A 22,273-nucleotide genomic window follows, 5' to 3' on the forward strand; every position below is an offset into this window, starting at 1 on the left:
TCGTTTTGTGCGCCGAAGATCGCAGAACCTCCAGTCTAGGACGCATCAGTACCAAAGAAACCGGGTTTTTTCTCCCGATCAAAAGCCAGAATCCAGTATTTTCTTCGTCCATTAAACCCGGTTTTAAGTGATTCACCTTGATAAATTTGTGTTGGCTGGTCCGCTAAGGGCAGGTATGCCGCTATTTTGATGCTCGGTAAATTGTGTGTTTTTTCCTGGTATGTAAATATTCCAACTTACCCCACCTAAATATGTCTTGATATATGAAATCAATCCGTGGAGAAATACAACGATGCCCACCATTTCTAATGACTCTTCCAGGGTCACTACTATCAGGTAATATACATTCTCCATTCCGATTGTAGTAAATAGGTAGGCCCCGATCATTTCCATCCCGATTGCTCCTCCAACATAAAGAGCGCATGCTGCTACAAACAATTTTCTTGTGGCGACAGGAAGGTGGAACACAAACTTACTATAGGATAATAGAAAGAGTGCTACCATAATACCGAACGGCACAATCCAAGTAAAGTAAAGAAATCCTGACGCATTTAGCAGGCTTCGCGTCGGGTTTATAAACTTTTCGTGCAATTGACCAGCTTCGTCTAAAGATAGATATAGAAATATGAAGGATAAAATTTTCCAGTGATTCTTATAGCGATCGCTATCCAAATTTTTCGCATAGGCGATCACACCCAGCAAGAGAGAACTAAACACCAATGCCAAAAATGAGTATAAGGTTGGAAGGTTCCGCTCGGCATCAACGTTAAATATCCTTGCAATGTACTCTCTCAACGGGTATTCCGGCAAGTAGTACAGACTCATCTGACTTAAGAAAGAGAGTACAGCTAGACAGGTCACCACTCGCAGCAAAAATTGGGTTACAGCCCCAGGAGCTAAAGGAATTTGGAATTTCATGTTCTTTTAACTATTCTCTTAACCTTTGTTTAAGGGAATCTTATCAAAAGAAAAAACTAATTCGGTCTACCCACAGACAGAGAAGACGCCTGCGGGTGAAGGCTATCTTTCTGTAACTGTAGGATTATTGTAGGATTAAGGAATTGATCACACCTCGATCGCCCTTAATTTTATTCTGATATATAAAAATAGTATTGCCTGAGAAGTAAATTATATTTCTCCCAAAATGAAGCTTAAACCCTTGCTATGGTTGAGTCTAGTTCTAAATTCGCTCGATGTCTGGGAGAAAACTCGGCTTCAGGAAGCCGAGATTCCTCATTACCGAGGATTTGTGTAATCAAAGGCGATTACTCATTAATCGAGAATGACAACCATGAGATGAAAGAAGAGGGCGCTGGAGTGAGTTGCCACCATTTGTTAACCTAGACGCCCCAGCCCGATCAAAACATCTCCTTGTCAAAGTCAATTAGCTTTCAGTCAATGGCTTATTTCCGAATTTTTTGCTGCTTTACTTATTTGTCGTACCTGCGCGGCGTGTAAACCCAAACATCTCCATATTTGCGGGGAATAATCCGAGTTTGACTCGAACCGACAATCACTAAAGTTCTCATGTCTGCATCTTCCGGCTGGAATTCGCCGAGGGTGCAAACCCGCACAGATTGACCGGGCCGGCCGAGGTTTCGCCCCAATATGACGGGGGTTTTAGCATCGCGACTTTGCAACAAAATCTCGATCGCCCTTGCGAGTTGCCAAATCCGCTGTTTCGAGATCGGATTGTAAAATGCGATCGCGAAATCTGCGATCGCAGCAGCCGCAATTCGCTGTTCAATGACCTCCCAAGGCTTGAGAATATCCGAAAGCGAAATCACGCAAAAATCGTGTCCCAGGGGTGCTCCGATCGCAGCAGCGGCCGCCTGCATGGCTGAAATGCCCGGTGCCACCCGAATATCGATGCCTTGCCATTCGGGTTTGGCATCAAGGTCGATCGCCTCAAACACCGCCGCCGCCATCGCAAAAATACCCGGATCTCCCGACGAAACGACGGCGACAGATTTGCCGGATGCTGCTAAATCTAGGGCGAAACGGGCGCGATCGATCTCTTCGCGGTTGTCGGAATCGTGCCGCTTTTGTCCTTCGCGCAGGGTTCCGGCTAAGTCGAGATAGAACTTGTAACCCACCCAATCCGTGGCCTCGCGCAGAATTTCCTTAACCTCCGGGGACATCCAGGGCGCGCCTCCGGGGCCGGTGCCGACGATCGCCAGTTTGCCGCGGCTAACTCCGATCGCCCTAGCATCAAAGGGTTGGGCGGCCAGGGCGATCGCGCAATTGAGTGCGTTTGGGCGATCGGACTCGATTAAGTGACTGTTGGCACCGGCTGCTGTCAGGGCAATTTGTGCGGCCTTATTTTCGCTGAATTCAATTGAGTCTAATTCGACAAGTTCGGAGAGATTGAAAAAGCGGACGCAAACTTTAAAATATTGTGAAACTGCTTCAAGTGCTGGATTTCCCATCTCATCTTTTAATGCAAAAAATCCAGCCACGGAAGCTGCTGCTAAACCTGCTTTTTCCAAGACTTCCTGGACAAATGAAACCGCTATTTCCGGCTCAATATTCGATAGTTTTGTCAGTGCAACTGCTGCAATTTGCGGATGGTACACTAAACAATCGGGCGTTGGCGCAATTGCTTTTTCGGTGACGCAGATCGTCAATTTGGCGTCGGGGGCGATCGGCAAATTGCTCTCGGAAAGCCAGCTTGCAGCCCCTTCTAGGCGTACTTTTGCCCCGGCGAGCAAATTTGAAATAAAAGTCTTCGCGTCCTCTGGATTCGCTAAATAATAGCCTTGGGGAGGACTCAGCAAGGCGGTGCGAAACCGAATATCTCCGGTGGTGGTAATTGCAGGTTGTACGCCCAGGGCTGCTGCAATCTCTCTGGCCAAATCATTAACGCCGTGCAAACCGCCCAGCAGCGGTACGACGGCGCTTCCGTCTTCTGCGACGGCTAAAACTGGCGGTTCGGCGCGTTTGTCTGACAGCAGCGGGGCGAGGGTACGGATGATTATTCCGGCGGCGCAGATAGCGATAATTGGGGTTTCTGTTGCAAACAATTCCCGCAATGTTTCGCCGAAGTTGCTAAAGTTGATGTCTGTGTCGTTCGTGCGATCGATTAAACCGTAAATCTGGGAACCGGAGAAATGTGCGGAGATTTTTTTGGCGATCGGCTGGCTGTTTTGACCTAAAATAACTATGGCGGGAGGAAGTCGATTCACGGTTTTAATTATGTGTGTGTTTGGAGTGGTTTGATTATTTTAATCTTTTGTTACTTCTAGAATAAATATTTGACGAACCGCGAAGGCGCGAAGGGCGCGAAGGAAAAGTAAGAAGTGAAGCAAGTAGTTTTTCTGTTTTATTAGTTGCACAGGCATCTTGCCTGTGATTTTCTGCAATTAGTCTATCATTAAAAGAAGCAAATATTTCGAGGTAGGGCTGTGAAACGCATTGTCTTAATTGCAGGGTTTGAATCTTTTAATGCTGATTTGTACCGCAAAGCTGCCGAGTTGGCTGTTTCAGGCTGTCAGGGATTGGAAGTACAAGTTTTTAGCGATCGCGCCCTCGCAGACGAACCCGACGCTGTAGCAGCCGCCCTCTCTAATGCTGATGTGTTTTTCGGGAGTTTGCTGTTTGATTACGATGCGGTAATGTGGCTGCGAGAAAGGGTACAAAATATTCCGATTCGCCTGGTTTTTGAGTCGGCTTTGGAATTGATGAGTCTTACTCAAATTGGCGCTTTTAAAATTGGTGACAAACCGAAGGGAATGCCGAAGCCGGTTAAGTTTATTCTGGATAAGTTCAGCAATGGGCGAGAAGAAGATAAGCTGGCTGGTTACATCAGCTTTTTGAAGGTGGGGCCGAAATTATTAAAATATGTGCCGGTGCAAAAAGTGCAAGATTTGCGTAACTGGCTGATTATTTATGGTTACTGGAATGCGGGCGGTGCGGATAATGTTGTCTCGATGTTTTGGATTATTGCAGAAAAGTATTTGGGGCTGAAGGTTGCAGAAATTCCGCCGCCTGTGGAAACTCCCAATATGGGTTTATTGCATCCCGATTATAATGGTTATTTTGAATCGCCTCGGCAATATTTGGATTGGTATCTCGGTAATCAAAGTGCTAGGGGCGGGCAAGATGCCCGTTCCACAAAATTTGGAACCAATGGCTTCCTAAATTCATATCAAGTAAAATCCCCGGTTGTGGGCATCTTGCTTTACCGCAAGCACGTTATCACCAAGCAGCCTTATATTCCTCAATTGATTCGCTATTTTGAAGATGCGGGAATTGTGCCTTTGCCGATTTTTATCAATGGCGTTGAAGGCCATGTGGCGGTGCGGGATTGGATGACGACTGCAGATGAAACTGCGCGGCGAAAACAAGGCAATATTGAAACTCTTTCGCTTTCTAAAGATGCTGTGGAAGTTGATGCGATTGTTTCTACTATTGGCTTTCCTTTGGTTGGCGGGCCTGCTGGTTCGATGGAGGGTGGAAGGCAGGTGGAAGTTGCTAAGCGCATTTTAACTGCTAAAAATGTACCTTATTTTGTGTCCGCACCTCTGCTGATTCAGGATATCCATTCTTGGACTCGTCAGGGGATTGGGGGTTTGCAAAGTGTGGTATTATATGCTTTGCCTGAGTTGGATGGCGCGATCGATCCTGTTCCCCTTGGCGGTTTGGTGGGTGAGGATATTTATCTGGTGCCCGATCGCGCCAAACGCCTGACAAGTAGAATTAACAATTGGGTGAAACTACGCCAAACTCCGCCATCTGAAAGGAAAATTGCGATTATTCTCTACGGGTTTCCTCCCGGTTATGGTGCGGCGGGTACGGCTGCTTTATTAAATGTACCGAAATCCCTGCTAAATTTCCTGCACAAACTTCAAGCAGCAGGTTATACAGTTGGAGAAATTCCGGCTGACGGTGAGGAGTTAATTCGTAGGGTGAAAGAGGCGGATGATGCTGCAACCGCAGATGGGGGCGGATTAACGCAGATGAACGCAGATGGGAGGGGAGGGTTTGGCAATACTGTTAATGTTAAAACTCTGGAGAAGTGGCTGGGGTATTTGTCAACAAGTCGTATTGAAAAACAGTGGAAATCTTTAACTGGTACGGGCATTAAGACAGACGGCGATGAGTTCCAAATCGGTGGCATTCAACTGGGGAATGTTTGGATAGGTTTGCAGCCGCCGCTGGGAATTTCGGGCGATCCGATGCGCTTAATGTTCGATCGCGATTTGACGCCTCACCCTCAATATGCTGCTTTTTACAAGTGGCTGCAAAATGATTTGCAAGCTGATGCTGTGGTTCACTTCGGAATGCACGGTACTGTTGAATGGTTGCCCGGTTCTCCTCTGGGAAATACTGGCTATTCTTGGTCGGATATTTTGTTGGGAAGTTTGCCGAATCTTTATATCTATGCTGCCAATAATCCCTCGGAATCGATGTTGGCAAAACGGCGCGGTTACGGTGTTTTGATTTCTCACAACGTGCCACCCTACGGCCGCGCTGGCTTGTACAAGGAATTGATGGCTTTGCGGGATTTGATTGCGGAATATCGGGAAGATCCGGCCAAGAATTATGTGCTGAAAGAGGCTATTTGCAAGCAAATTTTAGATAGCGGTTTGGAGGCTGATTGTCCGTTTGATGAGGCTCGCAAGTTGGGTATGGCTTTTAGTTTTGAAACTGTGGGAATGTTCAGTGCTGATGCTTTTAACCGCTATCTGGTGAAGCTTTACGAGTATTTGCAGGTGGTGGAATGTCGCTTGTTTTCTTCGGGTTTGCACGTTCTCGGGGAACCGCCTAGTTCTGAGGAAATGACCTCTTATCTTGAGGCTTATTTTGGGGAGAGGTTATCACAGCAACAGGTGCAAAAACTGGTTTTGGAAGAAAATGAACCGCAGAGGCGCAGAGGGCGCAGAGAGGAAGAAAAAGAGGGGTTTGATGGGATTTTTGAGGAGGGTTTGTTGGTGCGGGATTTGTTGTTGCAAACGACGGATGAGTTGACTAATCTTTTGCGGGGTTTGAATGGGGAATATATTCTGCCGGCACCGGGTGGGGATTTGTTGCGGGATGGGGCTGGGGTGTTGCCAACTGGCAGGAATATTCACGCTTTAGATCCTTATCGGATGCCTTCTCCGGCTGCTTATGAAAGGGGGCGCGAAATTGCCCGAAAAATTATTGAAAAGCACTTTGAGGAACATGGGAATTACCCTGAGACTGTGGCGGTGATGTTGTGGGGTTTGGATGCGATTAAAACGCGGGGCGAATCTATTGGAATTCTGCTAGAATTGGTGGGCGCTGAACCTCTTAAAGAAGGTACTGGCCGCATTGTTCGCTATGAATTAAAACCGTTAGCTGATGTCGGTCATCCCCGGATTGATGTGTTGGGAAATCTTTCGGGTATTTTCCGAGATAGCTTTGTGAATATTATTGAATTGTTGGATGATTTATTCGTGCGGGCGGCGGATGCTGATGAACCGGAATCGGAGAATTTTATTCGCAAACACGCTTTAATTTTGCAGGCAAAAGGTGTGCAGAATTATTCGGCAAGGTTGTTTTCTAATCCGGCTGGGGATTTTGGTTCTTTGGTTAACGATAGGGTTGTTGATGGTAGTTGGGAATCGGGGGATGAGTTGGGGAAAACTTGGGAAAGTCGCAATGTTTTTAGTTACGGGAGGAAGGATAAGGGGGAAGCGAGGCCGGAGGTTTTGACTCAGTTGTTGCAAGGGTGCGATCGCATAATTCAAGAAATTGATTCTGTTGAATACGGTTTGACTGATATTCAAGAGTATTATGCGAATACTGGCGGTTTGAAGAAAGCCGCAGAAAAGCAGCGTGGCAAAAAGGTTAACACGAGTTTTGTAGAAAGTTTTTCTCAGGATACAACTCCGCGCAATTTAGAAGATTTGCTGCGTTTGGAATATCGAACTAAGTTGCTAAATCCTAAGTGGGCAAACGCGATGGCCAATCAAGGTTCGGGCGGCGCTTATGAAATTTCGCAGCGGATGACGGCGTTAATTGGTTGGGGCGGAACGGCTGATTTTACTGATAGTTGGGTTTACGATCAGGCTGCTGATACTTATGCTTTGGATGAAGAGATGGCGAAGAAGTTGCGGGAGGCTAATCCTGAAGCTTTTCGCAATATTGTAGGGCGAATGTTGGAGGCTAACGGGCGGGGTTATTGGCTGCCGGATGCGGATAAGTTGCAGCAGTTGCGCGAGTTGTACGAGTTGACAGATGAGAAACTTGAAGGGGTGACAGTGTAGTGTTTTTAGTCTAAATATTTAACTGGTTCCTAGGCTCTGCCTGGGAACCGATATCCAGAGGCTCTGCCTCGCCAGCTTCCAGGAAAATTGGAGGCAGAGCCTCCGGATCTGCGTTACCAGGCAGAGCCTGGTAACGAGTAGATAATGAGTAGAATTGGAGATTAAATACCTCGATCGCCCTGCGGTTTTGCTACAGGAACTGACGGTTTCTTATTGGGAGAATTAAAAGCTCGATCGACCATATCTCCAAAGGGAACAAACTGCGGTGCAGCCGATGGAGCTCCGGTTCTGAACACTGCCACGGGCCCGCTGCCGTCTTGGGCAAAATTAATCAATTTCGTTAAAGCATCACCGGGATTTTTAGCATTGCGCTTGTCTAGGGTGAACAGCAGATTTCGAGAGTTGCAGCGTCCCCGCCCGTTCACGTAACAAACTACGGGCAAGTTATTAACAATTCCTGTTGTTAACTGCAAGTTGCTCAATCTTCCGCCATTCTGGGCAACAGCTTTGGTCAATCTATTTGAAACAATTTGGCAGCGCTGCCAAGGTGTATATTCGCGGCCGAACTCGGTAGATTTCCACAGAATCATTGGATCTGTTGTGACATTTCCCCGCCGCGCAATTGTGACAAAATTCCGACCGGAAGTAACGCACTGAAATGTTGTTCTAGTGCTATTCCAAGAGTTGCTAGCTGGAGCTGCTTGCACTTGGCTTGCAAAGGCGACAGTACCGGCGAAAACTAAAGCGGATGCTAATAAGGGTGCAGTCAATTTCATAATAACTCCTGCCGCTAAGGCAGCTAAATTTATGTAGGAAGTCATAGTTGAAGGGACAAGGCAGTGTCCTGTCCCTGCCTATTCACATTCTGCTGGTTGGCTGTCGCACCCGGATATTTTTCAAATATTAAATTAGGTTAGTTGCACCTCATATCTGTAGGTACTGGGCACTGCTGTGTCCTTGTTTCAAAACTTGGGAAGGCGGCTGTAGAGACACGGCACTGTCCTTTCCTTGTTCCGAAACTTCGAGGCCACTGCGGCACAAGTGTCCTATATAGTCTTTTTAGCTACATTCTTCAAAGCCAGAGCAGTCAACAATGGTAAGTAAAACTAGAAGGACAGCTCCGAAATAGGCTGGCAAATAACTTTTTATGAAACCTCGAATCATTGTTTGCGGGTTGGGCCACACGGGACACAAGATTTTTTGTTTGTTGAGACAGCAAGGAGCGATTGTGGTTGGTATTAGCGATCGCCCAATTCGCGGCGAAACTTCTGATGTGGTTGTCGGCAATTTGCAAGCAGCTTCTACCTTGTTGGCAGCGGGCATTCAAAACGCTCACACTTTAGTAATTGCAGGAGACGATGATGCTGTAAATTTGGCAATTTTGATGCAAGCGAGGATTCTCAATCCTCAGATTCGCATCATCAACAGATTGTTTAATACTAGCTTGGGCGACAGGATTGACCACACTTTGCCCGATCACGCTTCCATGAGCGTTTCATCATTGGCTGCTCCAGTTTTTGCCTTTGCCGCTCTCGGAAATCAGGCAATCGGACAGTTGCGTTTGTTCGATCGCACTTGGCCGATTCACGAAGAATATATCGATGAAACACATCCTTGGAAAAATCGAAAACTGAGCGATTTGTGGGATGATCGATCGCGAATGTTGATTTATTATCTGCCGGCTGTTAACAAAACTGATTTAGTATCGGCGGTGCTTGCCGATCGCCAGTGTCAGCAGGGCGATCGGCTAATTGTTGCCACTGAGCCCACTCTCCAGAGCCCCCAAACAACTTTAATTCCAAAACTGCTCAAAACATTAACTAGGCTGCACAGATTTCAGCAGCACAGCCAAGCAGCAGTAATTGTTGTATTGACGCTGCTGTCAATGATTGCCGTTGCTACTGCTACCTATATTTGTGTTGACAATCATATCTCAATTGTCGATTCTCTTTATTTTTCAGTAGGGATGATTACCGGAGCCGGAGGCTATGAAAAAGTCGCCGAACAAGCTCCTGAAAGCATTAAACTATTTACCGTTGTCATGATGTTAGTTGGAGCCGGCATCATCGGCATCTGCTACGCACTGCTCAACGATTATGTATTGGGAACTCGCTTTACCGAATATTGGGATGTGGCGCGAGTTCCGCAGCGCAATCATTACATTATCTGCGGACTCGGAGGAATGGGTATCCAAATTGCTAAAGAACTGCACACTAACGGTTACGATATTGTGGCGATCGAGCAAGATCCGAACAGTCGATTTCTGAGCACGGCTCGCTCAATGAAAATTCCGGTCATTCAGGGAAGTGCCAGTTTGCCCGCAACTCTGGAAGCTGCTAATGTTAAGCAAGCGGCAGCACTTTTGGCGGTAACTAGCAGCGATATGTCTAATGTCGAAATTGCCTTGAGCGCTAAAGGATTGGCACCAAAACTATCAGTTATTGTCCGCAATCAAGACCCACATTTTGCTTTGATGGTGCAGCAAGTTTTTGAGTTTGAAGGAGTTTTGAACCCGACGGAATTGGCTGCTCCAGCTTTCGCGGCGGCGGCGATTGGAGGCCGAATTTTGGGAAACGGAATGACTGCTGACAGTCTGTGGGTTTGCTTGGCCACATTGATTACGCCAAACCATCCTTTCTGCGGCCAGCGCATTCAAGATGCTGCTAAGTCGGCTGATTTTGTGCCTCTTTATGTGGAAACTAAGTGTCAAACTCTCCACGGCTGGGATTTGCTGAATTGTTGTCTGAGTGCGGGGGATGTTTTGTATTTGACGATGCCGGCGAATCGGTTGGAGCAACTCTGGAGAACTACCTCGGAATTAATTAAAACTTAATGGTTTTAGGCGGGAATTTATATTGCCGATCGCTCAATTGCAACTACAAACCTGATAGAATGAGCCGTGTCTAGTAAATAAGACTTACGGCTAATCCTCAGAAATCCGGTTTCTTAGGGCAAGTTCTAGTATAAATAACCCACAGAGTGTCAATTAGTTGCGATTGAGAATGAGAAAATTTTTAGGATTAGTTGTGTTTGGGATGATCCTGGCGATCGCCTCTGTAGCTGTCGCCGCTCAACCTTTGTTCGTCGCTTATCCTCCCAGTAACCACAAAACTACAGCCGATCGCATCTTTTTTATCGGCACAGCGCCGGCAACGGGTGAGGTTTTGGTAAATGGCAACCAAATTTCGCGCACCGCAGCCGGTCATTTCGCCCCGACTTTTCCGCTGCAACTCGGCGAAAATGTCTTTACCTTGCGCCACGAAAATCAGGAAGTCAAAATTAAGGTGACGCGCGAGTCTAATCAGCCGGAAGCCCCTGTAGGATTGGCTTTTGCTAAAGATTCCCTGACGCCGAAAGTCGATGTCGCGAGTTTGCCTGGGGAATATATTTGCTTTGGGGCGATCGCACCTGCGAATGCTCAAGTTTCGGTAAAATTGGCGGGAGTTACTATTCCTTTAAAAGCGCGATCGCAAGTCGAACTACCCGACAACAAATCTGTACTTTTAGGTGAAAACTCCCCGATAAAAAAAGGCGGCAGCGAACAGTATCAAGGCTGCGGTAAAACCCCTGATAACGCCCTCTCATCTAAGGGAGAAACAGTTGATTTAGGCGTGCCATCGTTTGAGCTAACAATGAACGATCGAACTATCAGCCAACAAGGTACGGGCAAGATTTCTATTCTCTCTCCGGCTGACTTAGAAATAGCCGAAGTAACAGCCGATCCTGGTGTCGCCAGAACCGGAGCGAGTACAGATTTTTCTCGGATGACACCGCTGCCGAAGGGAACGCGAGCAACAATTATCGGGCGCGAGGGAGAATGGCTCAGACTCGATTACGGTGCTTGGATTAAAGCATCGGAAGTGCGAATTGTTCAGGATACAGTGCCTCCGCGATCGATTATTCGTAGCGCCAGTTCGCGTCAAGTTTCCGGCTGGACAGAGGTGTTATTTCCCTTAGAAACAGCCGTCCCAGTCACCGTGCAGGAAGGAGAACGCACTTTCACTTTAACCCTGTACAATACCACCGCTCAAACTGACATTATCCGCCTCTCGGATGACCCAGTAATTTCACGTTTGGAATGGCAACAAATATCGCCACTGCAAGTACAATATACTTTTAATCTCAAATCTGCCCAGCAGTGGGGCTATAAATTGAGATACGAGGGCACAACTTTAGTGCTGTCTTTAAAAAACCCGCCTGCCAATACAAGCGCGGTGCCCAATTCGCAAGCAAAGCCGCTGTCGGGAATTAAGATTCTTATCGATCCGGGACACGGCGGGCCGGAGGATGGAGGTGCGGTGAGTCCAGTGGGAATTAGGGAAAAAACAGTAGCTTTAACAGTGTCGAAATTGGTGCAACAGGAATTGGTAAATCGGGGCGCGAATGTGGTAATGACGCGGGTAGAAGATGTCGATTTGGATTTGCCGCCACGGGTGGAAATGATTCAAAAAGAAGAACCTGCGATCGCAATTTCAATTCACTACAATGCTTTGCCAGATAACGGCGACGCCATTAATACTAAAGGCGTCGGCGCTTTCTGGTTTCACCCGCAAGCGCACAGTTTGGCAATGTTTTTGCACAATTATTTAGTTGCCAAGTTGAACCGTACGAGCTATGGTGTATTCTGGAACAACTTAGCCATGACTCGTCCTGCCGTTGCTCCATCTGTTTTAATGGAATTGGGATTTATGATCAATCCCGAAGAGTTTGAATGGATTGTGAACCCGATAGAACAGAAAAAATTAGCTGAGGCGATCGCCCAAGGTGTTACCGAATGGTTTGCCTCGGTCAAATAATAGTTAGTAGTAAGGACTGAAGTCCTTCTCCCAAAAATCATAGTCAGGACTTCAGTTCGGTCAATTCAAGGAAATGAAATAATGCTAATTTTTACTCAATCAAAAGCCTTTTTTATTGCAGCCGTCGTTGCAAGTTTTAGCTTCTCACTTTACAGCTTTCCTGTTTTCGGCAAGCAGCAAACCCTTGCTCCCGCAAAAGCAGAAGCTTTAAAAAAGCAAACTCAATGCTCGTTTATTACAGGTGAAGGTGGCGCTGTTAACATTCGCAAAGGCCCAGGCAATAAGTACGCGGTTGTAGCTAAATTGAAAAGAGGAGACGGAGTTAGGGCTGTCAGCAGACAAGGTAACTGGGTGAAAATTGCGGCCAGATTTTCTGGTAATCCTCCTAATGAAACTTTGACAATCCTTGACGGTTGGGTGAACAATCAATTTATTAATGGCTGTTCCGAAGACCAATTTGACAGGTGGCGGCAATAGGGGATTTGGTTTGTAGTAAGGACTTCATTCCTGAGTTTAGATGAAGATTAAAGTCCTCACTACAAACCCAAGCGGGAGATTTTTAAAATTGGTACAAAAAAGACGATCGCCCTGATTCATTCTTGCATTCTCAACCAGCTAAACACCTGTTCAGCGGTGATATTCAGGGGAATCATTTCGGGCACAGGAAGGACATCGCTACCTTCGCAGAATTGCGGTTGTTGGTTGGGCAAAAACGCTAAAATCGATCGATCGTCTGGATCGATTAGCCACCCCAATTGACAATTATGTTGAAGACAGTGAATGATTTTTTTAGTTACGCGATTTGAGCTTTGTTGTGGCGAGAGAATTTCGATCGCCCAATACGGTGCAATTAGCACATCATCCAACGGTTCACCGCTCTCATCAAATTCAATTTGTTCCCACAATACTACCGCAATATCTGGAACAATCGATCGACCGCCAAAGGTACACCGCAACTCTGGAAAAGCATAAGCTATCTTTGGAGTTTCCGTCACCTGATTAATTTCGTTGCAGGCTTTGGACTGCAATAGGCTGTGCTTTATTTTCGGCAGCGGTTTTTGGATAATCTCCCCCTCAATATATTCGCTGGCAGGTTTGGTTTCTGGCCGTTTCAGAAATTCTTCCAGGGTGAGGCGCCCAGTTGCGATTGCCATAAATAAATTCCTCAATTCTACCTATCTTCAGTGTAAGCGAAAAAAATATTTATCTTGCATGAAAATTGTGCTATCTCGCCTAATTTTCCGCAACAATCTGCTGCTTAAACTCAAACAAATTAGGATTGTCCGGGTCATAAAAAGCCCGCAACCAATGCACGTTTGGAGAACCAAAAGTTTCAACTCTAGTAAAATTTTTCATTCTCGGTAGTTGAGTCTCATCGGTAAAATAGGGTAAAGGTTTATCGATACGGAAATAGTGAGTATCGCCGTGGACGAATACAACCTGCCCTGGGAAATTGCCTGTTTCTGTTTCCAGAGTTGCGATAAAATCGTTGTAGCCGCTTCTTCTTTTGTCCGTCGGATCGAGTTCAAATCCCGGATTAGCCTGTGCAACTAACACAATTCCTTTGCTGTTGCTGCGTTTCGCTAAAGCAAAACATTCTTTGATCCAGGCTAAGTTAGCTGAATTGCGATCGGCATATTCTGCATCTGCTTCGGGAGTGCGGCCAAAATTGTTGTTGCTTCCCGGCATATTAATCGCGAAAAACACAACGCCATGATAAATCCAGCGAACATTTTCGCGGAATTTAGCAAACTGGGGGTTTTCGCTTTGACGGGTGAGAGTTAAGGTGCGCTTTCCCAAACTTTGATTACCGTTGCTAAATATTTCCCGCAGTTTAGCGAGTCTTTCTACTGGATCGTAACTGCCGTTTTTGGAACGGTGGCAATCCGTCCATTCATTATCGCCATAAGCTAGAATAAACGGGATTTCAAAATTGTCAAATAACTGCTTGCGGCTGACAAAAGTTGCATCATCGCACACACTAGAACCGTTTTTAATGTCGCCGTCGTGGACTACAAACGCTGCGGGCGATCGATTGATATCTGCAATCAAACTCGGAAATTGTGCTTCCTGTTCGGCACTGTAGGGCAAATCGCCAATTAAGGCAAATTCAAAAGGTCTCTCGCTGGAAGTTTGAGCGTAAGTTAAAACGCCAAAACCCGTAATTGATACAAAAACAATAAAGGCAATAATTAGATAGTTTTTTTTCATCTATTTAGCCGTAACTAAATTAGTTATGATACCATATAAGCCGACAAATCACTCTTAAAAATCATGGATTTTCGTCGGTTGCTCTCGCTAATAGCCATGCTTTCGATCGCAGGCTGCAATATCGAAATGCCACAAACCAACACACAGCCTACAGAAAGTCGATCGCCAATTGCAGCCCCTGTTCCCCCCAAACCACAGTCTGAGATCAAAGAAGCAACACTAATTGCTGTCGGCGACATTATGATGCACAGTACCCAAACGCGATCGGGCTACGACGCCAAAAAGAAAACTTACAACTTTGACAATTTCTTCGCACCAGTTAAAAGTATCCTATCAACAGGCGATTGGGTGATCGGAAATCTCGAAACACCTTTAGCGGGCGAAGATGCGGGCGGATATACGGGATATCCGCTATTTAACGCACCGGCTCAATTAGCAGATGCTGCTAAAAAAGCAGGATTTAATATCTTGACAACTGCGAACAATCATGCTTTAGACCGTGGAGAAAAAGGAGTAATTAGGACGATCGCCAATCTGAGCGATCGCAAAATTGCTGCCATAGGAACAGCCACATCAGCCGCCGCAGCCGATCGCACTTTTATCAGCACCAAAAACAACATTTCATTAGCCAAGCTAGCCTACACCTACGGCACAAACGGCATTCCCATACCCAAAGGCAAAGATTACTTAGTTTCCCTAATCGACGAAAAAAAGATAGTCAAAGACATAGCCAAAGCCCGCAAACAAGGAGCAGATATTATCGCAATTTCCCTGCATTTTGGCGATGAATATCAGCGACAGCCAAACACCCAACAAAAACAATTAGTGGAAAACCTATTAAAAGCTGGTGCAGACATCATTCTTGGCAGCCATCCCCACGTCGTCCAACCTTACAAAATTTTTAACTTTCCCGGAAAAAATGGTAAAACCCGCAAAGCTGTAGCAATTTATTCAATGGGAAACTTCATTTCCGGTCAGAATAAAAAATATACAGACTTAGGCGTAATTTTGCAAGTAAATATTCGCAAAAAGTTTCCCGAAAAAACCACAGAAATTACAGATGTAAAAACACATCCTACTTGGGTACACCGCTATACTCAGAACAATAAAACGAACTATCGCGTTTTGCCCTTAGAAACAACTGTTACCCAGAAAAAAGATGCACTACTAACAACTTCACAGTATCCAAGTTTATCAAAATATTTGCAAGATATGAACAATCATCTTAACTCTTTGAATAGTCCGAAAAAATCCAAATAATTTGGCATTGCAAATTGGGAATTGGGCATTAGTTATTGGAATTGGAGGCCTAGCCGAGCGATTTGTATTACCAGGCAGTGCCCATTGCTAAGGTAACAACTTAAGCTAGTGAAGCATTTGTAAATCAGCAATTATGCTCAGAATTTACTCAAATTTTTGGTAGAAAACTTAGATTTGGGCGATCGAATGATGCCGAATCTTCAGCAAATAAATTTACCCAAGCTTGGATATCCTTTCCAATCAGTGCGAAACGGGCAGCACAATAGCGCGTCATATCAACTCCGCTACCATCGGAATTGTAAAATCGAATCAACAGCCAATCCTCAACTATCATTCACTTTTTCGACTGACAATTAACAGTCAACAGTCAACAGTCAACAGTCAAAAATAATTCCGGTGCAACCGGAATTGATATCAATTGACCCCTGGTAAGCTTTGGAAGCAATCATGTATCCAACGGAAGAGGGTGTAGTGGAGTAGAGCGACTTTTCTTTTTGTGATTATATTCTTCCGGTACGCCAAGATAATCTGATGGTTGATATCTGCCGAATATCTCAGCGAAAATGTTAGGCAATTTTCGATAAGGAGAAATACCCAGATCTTTAAGCATGATATCAATATATTGTTGGAAGCGAGTGTTAATCGCACAGGAGCGCGAAGGTTCAAATTGAATATTTGCGCGTTTCCACTCGCGGATATATTCAATACTTTTTTCCATATTTTCGCTGGAAGGTAACTCAAGTTCACCACGCAAGTAAGCACACAGCCATTGTGCGGCAATCTCCACTGCTGGCACGTGCATATATCCATGATTGAACCCGGCAAAGGCAATGCCAGGAATGCGAGGATGAAGCAAGTGGCGATATAATTGCACGCCATCGGGTTCGGTTTCCAACATTTTTCGATATTTATCAGGCAAAAATGGAAAAATAGGCGTTTGCGAACCCAAAGATAGAACGACTAAATCGCATGGAATCTCGCAACCATTTTTCAACTTTACTGCTTCTTTTGAAAAACCCGATAATTCTGCACGGTGGGGGGAGATTTTTCCTTCTGCAATAAACGGATAGTAATTTTCAGGGGCAACCGCTGTGGCTGAACGTAAATCAGGCAATAGTTTGTGATCTGGTTGTACAGCTTTGATGCGGCGCTGGGCCTCTTGATCTTTTCCAGAAACATTTCGCTGAACTTGAAAGTGAAAGATGGATGCAATCAAATCCCAAAAAGCTGAAACAATGAAGCCAAGGCGATTGTGCAGGAAACGTTCAATGGCGGTTGGATGTGCCCAACTTGTCATCATCACTGTTCCAAAACGGCTGAATAATGGGTAGGTAAAATGTATGCCCAAAATCCGTTCGGGCACAAGCCAGCGCGGTGTACGAAATACATGATTTACTTGTGCGCCTTGTTTGGCTGCGAAAGTCGCCATGTCCAAAGCGCTTTTTCCGAAGCCAACGATTACAACTCGTTGATTGTCGAATATATCAAGCGTGTGGACATCCCGTTCAGTGATGATTTTCCCGCCGAAATTTTCGATGCCTGGAAATTCAGGTTGATACTTTCCTTCTGTATATTGCCCAACTGAGATAACGACATATCCAAATAATTCTTCGTGAACGCCATCCTGGTTTTTATATTTTAATAGCCAGCCATCTTCTGTTTCTTTGAGTTCGATAACTTCATGATTTAACCGCACATCAAGATTTAAATGGTTGACCGCTTGCTCCAAATAATTCAGGATTTGTTCTCCGGTGGGATGTAAATCAGGGGTGAATGGCCAGGGAAAATCAGATAAATGATACTGTTCCCTGATATTTTGCAGGTGTACGTTTGGGTATGCAAGTGCCCATACTCCGCCAATCTTTTCGGATTTCTCGAAAACAACTGCTTGGAAACCATTTTTCTGGAGAATATTGGCTGTCGTAATGCCTGATATTCCCGCGCCAATAATGGCAATTGGCATACCGTTTTTGTATTGCATATATTTGAGTCTCCTTATTTGGTATGGGTATTAGAATAATTTTACTGAGGCAGTGACCAGCAACCGGAACGCTTGGCAATGAGAAGAGTTTAAATTGCTTGCTCTCAAAAAGATAGAGGCGTTGTCACCCCGTCAAATTAGCGATCTTAAACCTAACTGCTGATAGTAGCCTAGGTGGTTATAGACTAAGGGGGAGAGCAATTCTTGCAGTCTGACTCCTACAGCCTCAGTGGAGGCGATGTGGCACATTCCGATCGCCCCAAGGATGTAACTAATAACTATAGCAATCCTTGCAGGAGTCGTAAATTTTTTACCCCACCCCAGCCCTCCTCTTAGTAATGAGAGGGAGTAAGAAATTCACAAATGATTTAGGAGCGCTATATATTTATTAAAAATTAAATGAAAGGGTTGACATATCAAAAATGATATGTCATAAACTTAGTCATGAGACAAGTTGCCTTTCAACTTATCTTGAAAAAGATTGTGGCTGCTGAACCCAAGTCTTTTGTTCCCTAAAAAATCTCTTCAACTCTTGGGGGTTGCATAGCAACCCGCAACAGACTATTTATGCAGCAGCCAAAAAACTTGAACAGGCTTTTGCGAGCTTTGTCTCGGCAAGGTCTTGATGTTAGTTACGACAATAAAGTCTACTCGATTTGTCTCAATAGTTCTTTGAATGAACACTGGCAAGATGCCAGTGCCACAAGAGAACTCAATAGTTCTTTGAATGAACACTGGCAAGATGCCAGTGCCACAACAGCAGAAGTTTTGCTCCCAGAGGATTTTCCGGTGGAAGCAAAGGCCCTGAAACAGTTAGCAAATTTGGCGAATGTTCGACACCCTCAAGGTGGCTGCGTTTGCCGCGCTTGCGCTACTCCAGACTTCCATCCGGGGGATGCGGGAGTCGCGATCGGCTCGATCGTAGAAACAGCAGGAATGGTGATTCCGGCGGCTACCGGTTCCGATATCAACTGCGGGATGCGGTTACACGTTGCGGATTTGTCGATCGAACAATTCCTCAGTCAGCGCGATCGATTTGTAGAATTGCTCAAAGGCGATTATTTCTTCGGTACTCGCGATGTCAGCATGACTGCAAAAACTGCTCGCGCGATGTTCCAACACGGGATTCCCGGATGGCTGGATGCTATGCTGCACAAGGCAACCGGCAGCGTGGCTAATTCGGATTTCGAGCAGTTGGCCACAGAGTGCGACCGCACTTTCCTCGGCGGTTCCATGAATGGCGATGTCAGATGGGCTCCCGAAGAATTAGTCCCAAACGACGGCTTAGTCAGGGATGGCGGGTTAGCTACCATCGGTGGCGGCAATCACTTTGTGGAAATTCAAGTGGTTGAGGAAGTTATCGATCGAGCTACGGCTTATACTTGGGGAGTTCGATCGGGACAAATCGCTTTTATGATTCACTCCGGTTCGCGAAGTGTCGGCAAATACATCGGCGGTATGTGGCGCGATCGAGCTTGCGAAGCCTGGCCGAAAACTCTCAAACATCCTGATTCCAGGCTCTTCCCGCTGTCTCTGGCAGCAAATCCCGAACTTGTCAGCAGCTACCTGCAAGCGGAAGCAACGGCCGCCAATTACGGTTTTATCAACCGCTTGCTGCTAGCAGAACTTCTGCGACTGCGTTTGCGGGAAGTTTTCGGGGATATAGAAGCTCCTTTAGTTTACGATTTGCCTCACAATATTACCTTAGCTGAAGGTGACGGCTGGGTAACGCGCAAAGGCGCTTGTCCCGCACATTCCGGTCAGCCTGTAATTGTACCGGGTTCGATGGGCGCACCGTCTTTTTTGCTGGTTGGGAAGGGAAACGATCGATTTTTGCGATCGGCCTCTCACGGTGCAGGAAGGGCGCGATCGCGCTTCGATATGAGTCGCAAAGGTGTTGACAAAACTGACTCCGCTTTGGAATTAACCGGCGTAGATTGCATTACCTTGCGCGAAGAACGCAGAATCGAAGAAGCACCGGCAGCTTACAAGCCTATTCAACCAGTAATTGACGTTCAGGTTGAGGCGCAAATAGTTGGTGCAGTCGCTAAAATGAAGCCAGTGTTAACGTTTAAAGCCTAGGAACGGGGCATTTGAGAATTAAAAATTAAACAAGGGTAAGGTGCGCGCGGATCGCCCTACTAATTTTTAATTCTCGGCCCTATTTCCGATGCCCCATGCCCTATGAATGATTCTCAAGCATCACCAAATCCATCAAAACCTGTCCATCCCCTAAAGCGGCTGCTGAAGTACGGGCGCCGCTACCGCATGAAAGCTTGGCTGGCAAGTATCTGTTCGCTGCTGAATAAATTCTTTGATTTAGCGCCGCCAGCATTAATCGGTATTGCCGTTGATGTGGTGGTGAAACAGCAAGATTCTATCCTCGCTCAGTGGGGCATAAAAGATGTCTTTTGGCAACTGGCAATTATCACTCTTTTGAGCGCGATTGTTTGGACGTTGGAATCTATTTTTGAATATGCTTATGATTATTTGTGGCGCAATTTGGCCCAGGATATTGAACACGATTTGCGTCTGGAAGCTTACAGCCATTTGCAGGAATTAGAATTAGCTTATTTTGAAGAACGCAGCACGGGCGGTTTGATTTCTATTCTCAATGATGATATCAATCAACTGGAACGTTTTTTGGACGACGGTGCTAATGAGGTGATTCAGGTAATTACAACGGTTGTTGTGATTGGCGCGGCTTTTTTTGCTGCATCTCCTGGTGTTGCTGGGCTGTCAATGCTGCCGATACCTTTTATTATTTGGGGTTCGATTGCCTTTCAAAATCGCCTCGCTCCTTTTTATGCTGATGTGCGGGAAAAGGTGAGTTTTCTGAACGGGCAACTGTCGAATAATTTGACGGGAATTACTACTATTAAAAGCTTTACTTCCGAAGATTATGAAATTCGGCGGATCGAAACACAAAGCCAAGCTTACCGCGAAAGCAACCGACGGGCGATCGTCCTTTCGGCAGCTTTTATTCCGCTAATTCGGGTTGTGATTTTCTTGGGGTTTATTGCAACGCTATTTCTGGGCGGTTTGGAGGTGGTGGCGGGCCGGTTGTCTGTGGGAACTTACAGCGTTTTGGTGTTTTTAACGCAGCGATTGCTGTGGCCGCTGACTCGCCTGGGAAATACTCTGGATCAATACCAGCGCGCCATGGCTTCTACTAATCGGGTGATGAATTTGTTGGATACTCCGATCGCAATTCGCACGGGTGATATTCGGCGGCCGGTTAGTTCGATTAAGGGTGAGTTGGAATTTAAAAATGTTACTTTTTCTTACAATCAAAGAAAGCCGATTTTGCAGTATTTTTCTCTGACTCTACCTGCTGGAAAAACTACTGCGATTGTTGGGGCTACTGGTTCGGGAAAAAGTACGCTGGTGAAACTCATATTGAGGCTGTACGAGGTACAGCACGGCAATATTTATCTCGACGGAATAGAATTAAATAACCTGAATTTAAAAGACTTGCGGAGAGCGATCGGATTGGTGAGTCAAGATGTGTTTTTGTTTCACGGTACGGTGGCAGAAAATATTGCTTACGGCAGTTTTGAGGCAACTAATCGAGAGATAGTAAATGCTGCGAAAATTGCGGAGGCTCACGAGTTTATCGCCCAATTGCCGGACGGTTACAACACTATTGTAGGGGAACGCGGTCAAAAATTGTCGGGGGGTCAGCGGCAGCGAATTGCAATTGCGAGGGCTGTTTTGAAGAATCCGCCGATTTTGATTCTGGATGAGGCTACTTCAGCGGTGGATAACGAGACGGAGGCGGCAATTCAGCGATCGCTCGAACGAATTACCAAAAATCGCACTACAATTGCGATCGCCCACCGTCTTTCTACTGTCCGCAATGCCGATTGCATTTGTGTCATGGAAGAGGGGCTGGTGGTAGAATCGGGGCAGCACGAACAACTGATCGAACAGGACGGAATTTATGCGGCGCTCTGGCGCGTGCAATCTGGTATAAGATAGAAACGCAGCGGTTTTGAGTAATTGGGAATTGCTAATTTGTAATTGGGTATGGGGCATTGGGCATGGGTAACTAATGACAACAGTCAACTGCCAACTGCCAACTGCCAACTGACTACTGACTGCTGACTGTAAAATATTAGTTTATACAAACAAGAAGAGAAAATGTTTCTATTTGATAGCCCTGAGTCCAAACCCAACGAAAATAGCTGGAGCCGCAAATTAGATAAATTCGTGAAAGCTAATCAAAATGAATTGGCTGCTTTGGCTTGGGGACTATTTCTGGAAAGGGGAGAGGAAAGCGAGGAGATTTTGGCAATTGATGTTGCAGAAACTGCGCGTTTTGTGTATTGTAAGAAAGAAGCGGTTGAGGAGTTGAACCGTCAAGTGAGAAGTCATATTCAGGAAGTTGTAGGTGTGTTGAACGCTCACAAGCCTGAGACAGAAGTGGCGATTTTGGCGATCGGGGAAGGTCAAATTAAGTTAATTTTTTTTGAACCTAAGCCTGAACCTCCTGTGTGTTTTGAGGAAGCCGCAACAGATGTTGATACATTGTTGGCTAAGCTGGAACAGCAGATGGGTGAATATATGAAATAGGAGTTATATCAAATCCGGTGGCATCGGAATTGATATTACCTACAATCAGGAGACGACGCCGTGCGGTTTTCCTACAATTAATCGGGCGATTGTGACATCTTTTATCGAGGAAAATTGACTATTTTGGGGTAGGCAAACGGCAATGCCGTATCCTCACTTGCCCTATTGTCGATGGCTATATCTGATCGCACTCTGAGGGCAATTTCATCCCACAGTCT

Annotated in this window: 15 protein-coding genes; 8 read left to right on the forward strand and 7 right to left on the reverse strand. The window is 45.8% G+C overall.

Annotated features, from left to right (window positions below):
• Positions 1–132: 132 nt before the first annotated feature.
• Together NDI35_RS00810 and cobJ are read right to left on the reverse strand one after the other, a co-directional pair.
• Complete coding sequence (locus tag NDI35_RS00810; RefSeq protein ID WP_445311069.1) at positions 133–918, reverse strand: DUF8692 domain-containing protein; 786 nt, start codon at positions 916–918, stop codon at positions 133–135.
• 512 nt (positions 919–1,430) lie between these two features.
• Positions 1,431–3,185: a precorrin-3B C(17)-methyltransferase gene (cobJ, locus tag NDI35_RS00815; protein ID WP_445311070.1), complete on the reverse strand. Its 1,755-nt coding sequence runs from the start codon at positions 3,183–3,185 to the stop codon at positions 1,431–1,433.
• 219 nt (positions 3,186–3,404) lie between these two features.
• Here cobJ and bchH point away from each other — a divergent pair, with 219 nt between their 5' ends.
• Positions 3,405–7,232, forward strand: a complete 3,828-nt coding sequence (gene bchH / locus NDI35_RS00820) for a magnesium chelatase subunit H (RefSeq protein ID WP_445311071.1) — start codon at positions 3,405–3,407, stop codon at positions 7,230–7,232.
• A gap of 161 nt (positions 7,233–7,393) precedes the next feature.
• On the opposite strand, the gene NDI35_RS00825 is transcribed toward bchH, so the two are convergent.
• The gene (locus NDI35_RS00825) at positions 7,394–8,053 is read right to left on the reverse strand and encodes a COP23 domain-containing protein (RefSeq protein ID WP_445311072.1); all 660 of its coding nucleotides are present in this window, start codon (positions 8,051–8,053) and stop codon (positions 7,394–7,396) included.
• Between the two features lie 326 nt (positions 8,054–8,379).
• Between NDI35_RS00825 and NDI35_RS00830 the strand changes: the two genes are divergently transcribed.
• The 3 genes from NDI35_RS00830 to NDI35_RS00840 all read left to right on the forward strand — a co-directional run bounded on the left by NDI35_RS00830 (position 8,380) and on the right by NDI35_RS00840 (position 12,505).
• On the forward strand, positions 8,380–10,065 hold the full coding sequence (locus NDI35_RS00830) for a potassium channel family protein (RefSeq protein ID WP_445311073.1): 1,686 nt from the start codon (positions 8,380–8,382) through the stop codon (positions 10,063–10,065).
• Between the two features lie 169 nt (positions 10,066–10,234).
• On the forward strand, positions 10,235–12,028 hold the full coding sequence (locus NDI35_RS00835; RefSeq protein WP_445311074.1) for an N-acetylmuramoyl-L-alanine amidase family protein: 1,794 nt from the start codon (positions 10,235–10,237) through the stop codon (positions 12,026–12,028).
• An 81-nt stretch (positions 12,029–12,109) separates the two neighbouring features.
• On the forward strand, positions 12,110–12,505 hold the full coding sequence (locus NDI35_RS00840) for an SH3 domain-containing protein (RefSeq protein WP_445311075.1): 396 nt from the start codon (positions 12,110–12,112) through the stop codon (positions 12,503–12,505).
• A 116-nt stretch (positions 12,506–12,621) separates the two neighbouring features.
• Here NDI35_RS00840 and NDI35_RS00845 read toward each other — a convergent pair whose 3' ends face one another.
• Both NDI35_RS00845 and NDI35_RS00850 read right to left on the reverse strand, forming a co-directional pair.
• Positions 12,622–13,182: a Uma2 family endonuclease gene (locus tag NDI35_RS00845; RefSeq protein WP_445311076.1), complete on the reverse strand. Its 561-nt coding sequence runs from the start codon at positions 13,180–13,182 to the stop codon at positions 12,622–12,624.
• A 79-nt stretch (positions 13,183–13,261) separates the two neighbouring features.
• Positions 13,262–14,239, reverse strand: a complete 978-nt coding sequence (locus tag NDI35_RS00850) for a hypothetical protein (protein ID WP_445311077.1) — start codon at positions 14,237–14,239, stop codon at positions 13,262–13,264.
• 63 nt (positions 14,240–14,302) lie between these two features.
• Here NDI35_RS00850 and NDI35_RS00855 point away from each other — a divergent pair, with 63 nt between their 5' ends.
• Positions 14,303–15,499 (forward strand): CapA family protein, encoded by a 1,197-nt coding sequence (locus tag NDI35_RS00855; RefSeq protein ID WP_445311078.1) that lies wholly within the window; start codon positions 14,303–14,305, stop codon positions 15,497–15,499.
• Positions 15,500–15,647: 148 nt separating this feature from the next.
• On the opposite strand, the gene NDI35_RS00860 is transcribed toward NDI35_RS00855, so the two are convergent.
• Together NDI35_RS00860 and NDI35_RS00865 are read right to left on the reverse strand one after the other, a co-directional pair.
• Complete coding sequence (locus tag NDI35_RS00860) at positions 15,648–15,833, reverse strand: hypothetical protein (RefSeq protein WP_445311079.1); 186 nt, start codon at positions 15,831–15,833, stop codon at positions 15,648–15,650.
• A 111-nt stretch (positions 15,834–15,944) separates the two neighbouring features.
• Complete coding sequence (locus NDI35_RS00865; protein WP_445311080.1) at positions 15,945–17,480, reverse strand: flavin-containing monooxygenase; 1,536 nt, start codon at positions 17,478–17,480, stop codon at positions 15,945–15,947.
• Between the two features lie 567 nt (positions 17,481–18,047).
• Here NDI35_RS00865 and NDI35_RS00870 point away from each other — a divergent pair.
• From NDI35_RS00870 to ccmS, 3 genes are all read left to right on the forward strand, one after another.
• Positions 18,048–19,562: an RtcB family protein gene (locus tag NDI35_RS00870; protein ID WP_445311081.1), complete on the forward strand. Its 1,515-nt coding sequence runs from the start codon at positions 18,048–18,050 to the stop codon at positions 19,560–19,562.
• 102 nt (positions 19,563–19,664) lie between these two features.
• Positions 19,665–21,461, forward strand: a complete 1,797-nt coding sequence (locus tag NDI35_RS00875) for an ABC transporter ATP-binding protein (protein WP_445311082.1) — start codon at positions 19,665–19,667, stop codon at positions 21,459–21,461.
• Between the two features lie 162 nt (positions 21,462–21,623).
• Entirely contained in the window at positions 21,624–22,055 is a 432-nt protein-coding gene (ccmS, locus tag NDI35_RS00880; RefSeq protein ID WP_333171677.1) for a beta-carboxysome assembly chaperone CcmS, read from the forward strand.
• Positions 22,056–22,273 lie beyond the last annotated feature (218 nt).

Source organism: Microcoleus vaginatus FACHB-2002, assembly GCF_040004035.1.
In the GTDB taxonomy this organism is placed as follows: domain Bacteria; phylum Cyanobacteriota; class Cyanobacteriia; order Cyanobacteriales; family Microcoleaceae; genus Microcoleus; species Microcoleus vaginatus_C.

What these genes read in the sequence shown, in the direction of transcription:
- NDI35_RS00810 (WP_445311069.1), bottom strand. Translation starts at nt 918, where the DNA reads ATGAAATTCCAAATTCCTTTAGCTCCTGGGGCTGTAACCCAATTTTTG.
- NDI35_RS00825 (WP_445311072.1), bottom strand. Translation starts at nt 8,053, where the DNA reads ATGACTTCCTACATAAATTTAGCTGCCTTAGCGGCAGGAGTTATTATG.
- NDI35_RS00830 (WP_445311073.1), top strand. Translation starts at nt 8,380, where the DNA reads ATGAAACCTCGAATCATTGTTTGCGGGTTGGGCCACACGGGACACAAG.
- NDI35_RS00835 (WP_445311074.1), top strand. Translation starts at nt 10,235, where the DNA reads ATGAGAAAATTTTTAGGATTAGTTGTGTTTGGGATGATCCTGGCGATC.
- NDI35_RS00840 (WP_445311075.1), top strand. Translation starts at nt 12,110, where the DNA reads ATGCTAATTTTTACTCAATCAAAAGCCTTTTTTATTGCAGCCGTCGTT.
- NDI35_RS00845 (WP_445311076.1), bottom strand. Translation starts at nt 13,182, where the DNA reads ATGGCAATCGCAACTGGGCGCCTCACCCTGGAAGAATTTCTGAAACGG.
- NDI35_RS00850 (WP_445311077.1), bottom strand. Translation starts at nt 14,239, where the DNA reads ATGAAAAAAAACTATCTAATTATTGCCTTTATTGTTTTTGTATCAATT.
- NDI35_RS00855 (WP_445311078.1), top strand. Translation starts at nt 14,303, where the DNA reads ATGGATTTTCGTCGGTTGCTCTCGCTAATAGCCATGCTTTCGATCGCA.
- NDI35_RS00860 (WP_445311079.1), bottom strand. Translation starts at nt 15,833, where the DNA reads ATGATAGTTGAGGATTGGCTGTTGATTCGATTTTACAATTCCGATGGT.
- NDI35_RS00865 (WP_445311080.1), bottom strand. Translation starts at nt 17,480, where the DNA reads ATGCAATACAAAAACGGTATGCCAATTGCCATTATTGGCGCGGGAATA.
- NDI35_RS00870 (WP_445311081.1), top strand. Translation starts at nt 18,048, where the DNA reads ATGCAGCAGCCAAAAAACTTGAACAGGCTTTTGCGAGCTTTGTCTCGG.
- NDI35_RS00875 (WP_445311082.1), top strand. Translation starts at nt 19,665, where the DNA reads ATGAATGATTCTCAAGCATCACCAAATCCATCAAAACCTGTCCATCCC.
- ccmS (WP_333171677.1), top strand. Translation starts at nt 21,624, where the DNA reads ATGTTTCTATTTGATAGCCCTGAGTCCAAACCCAACGAAAATAGCTGG.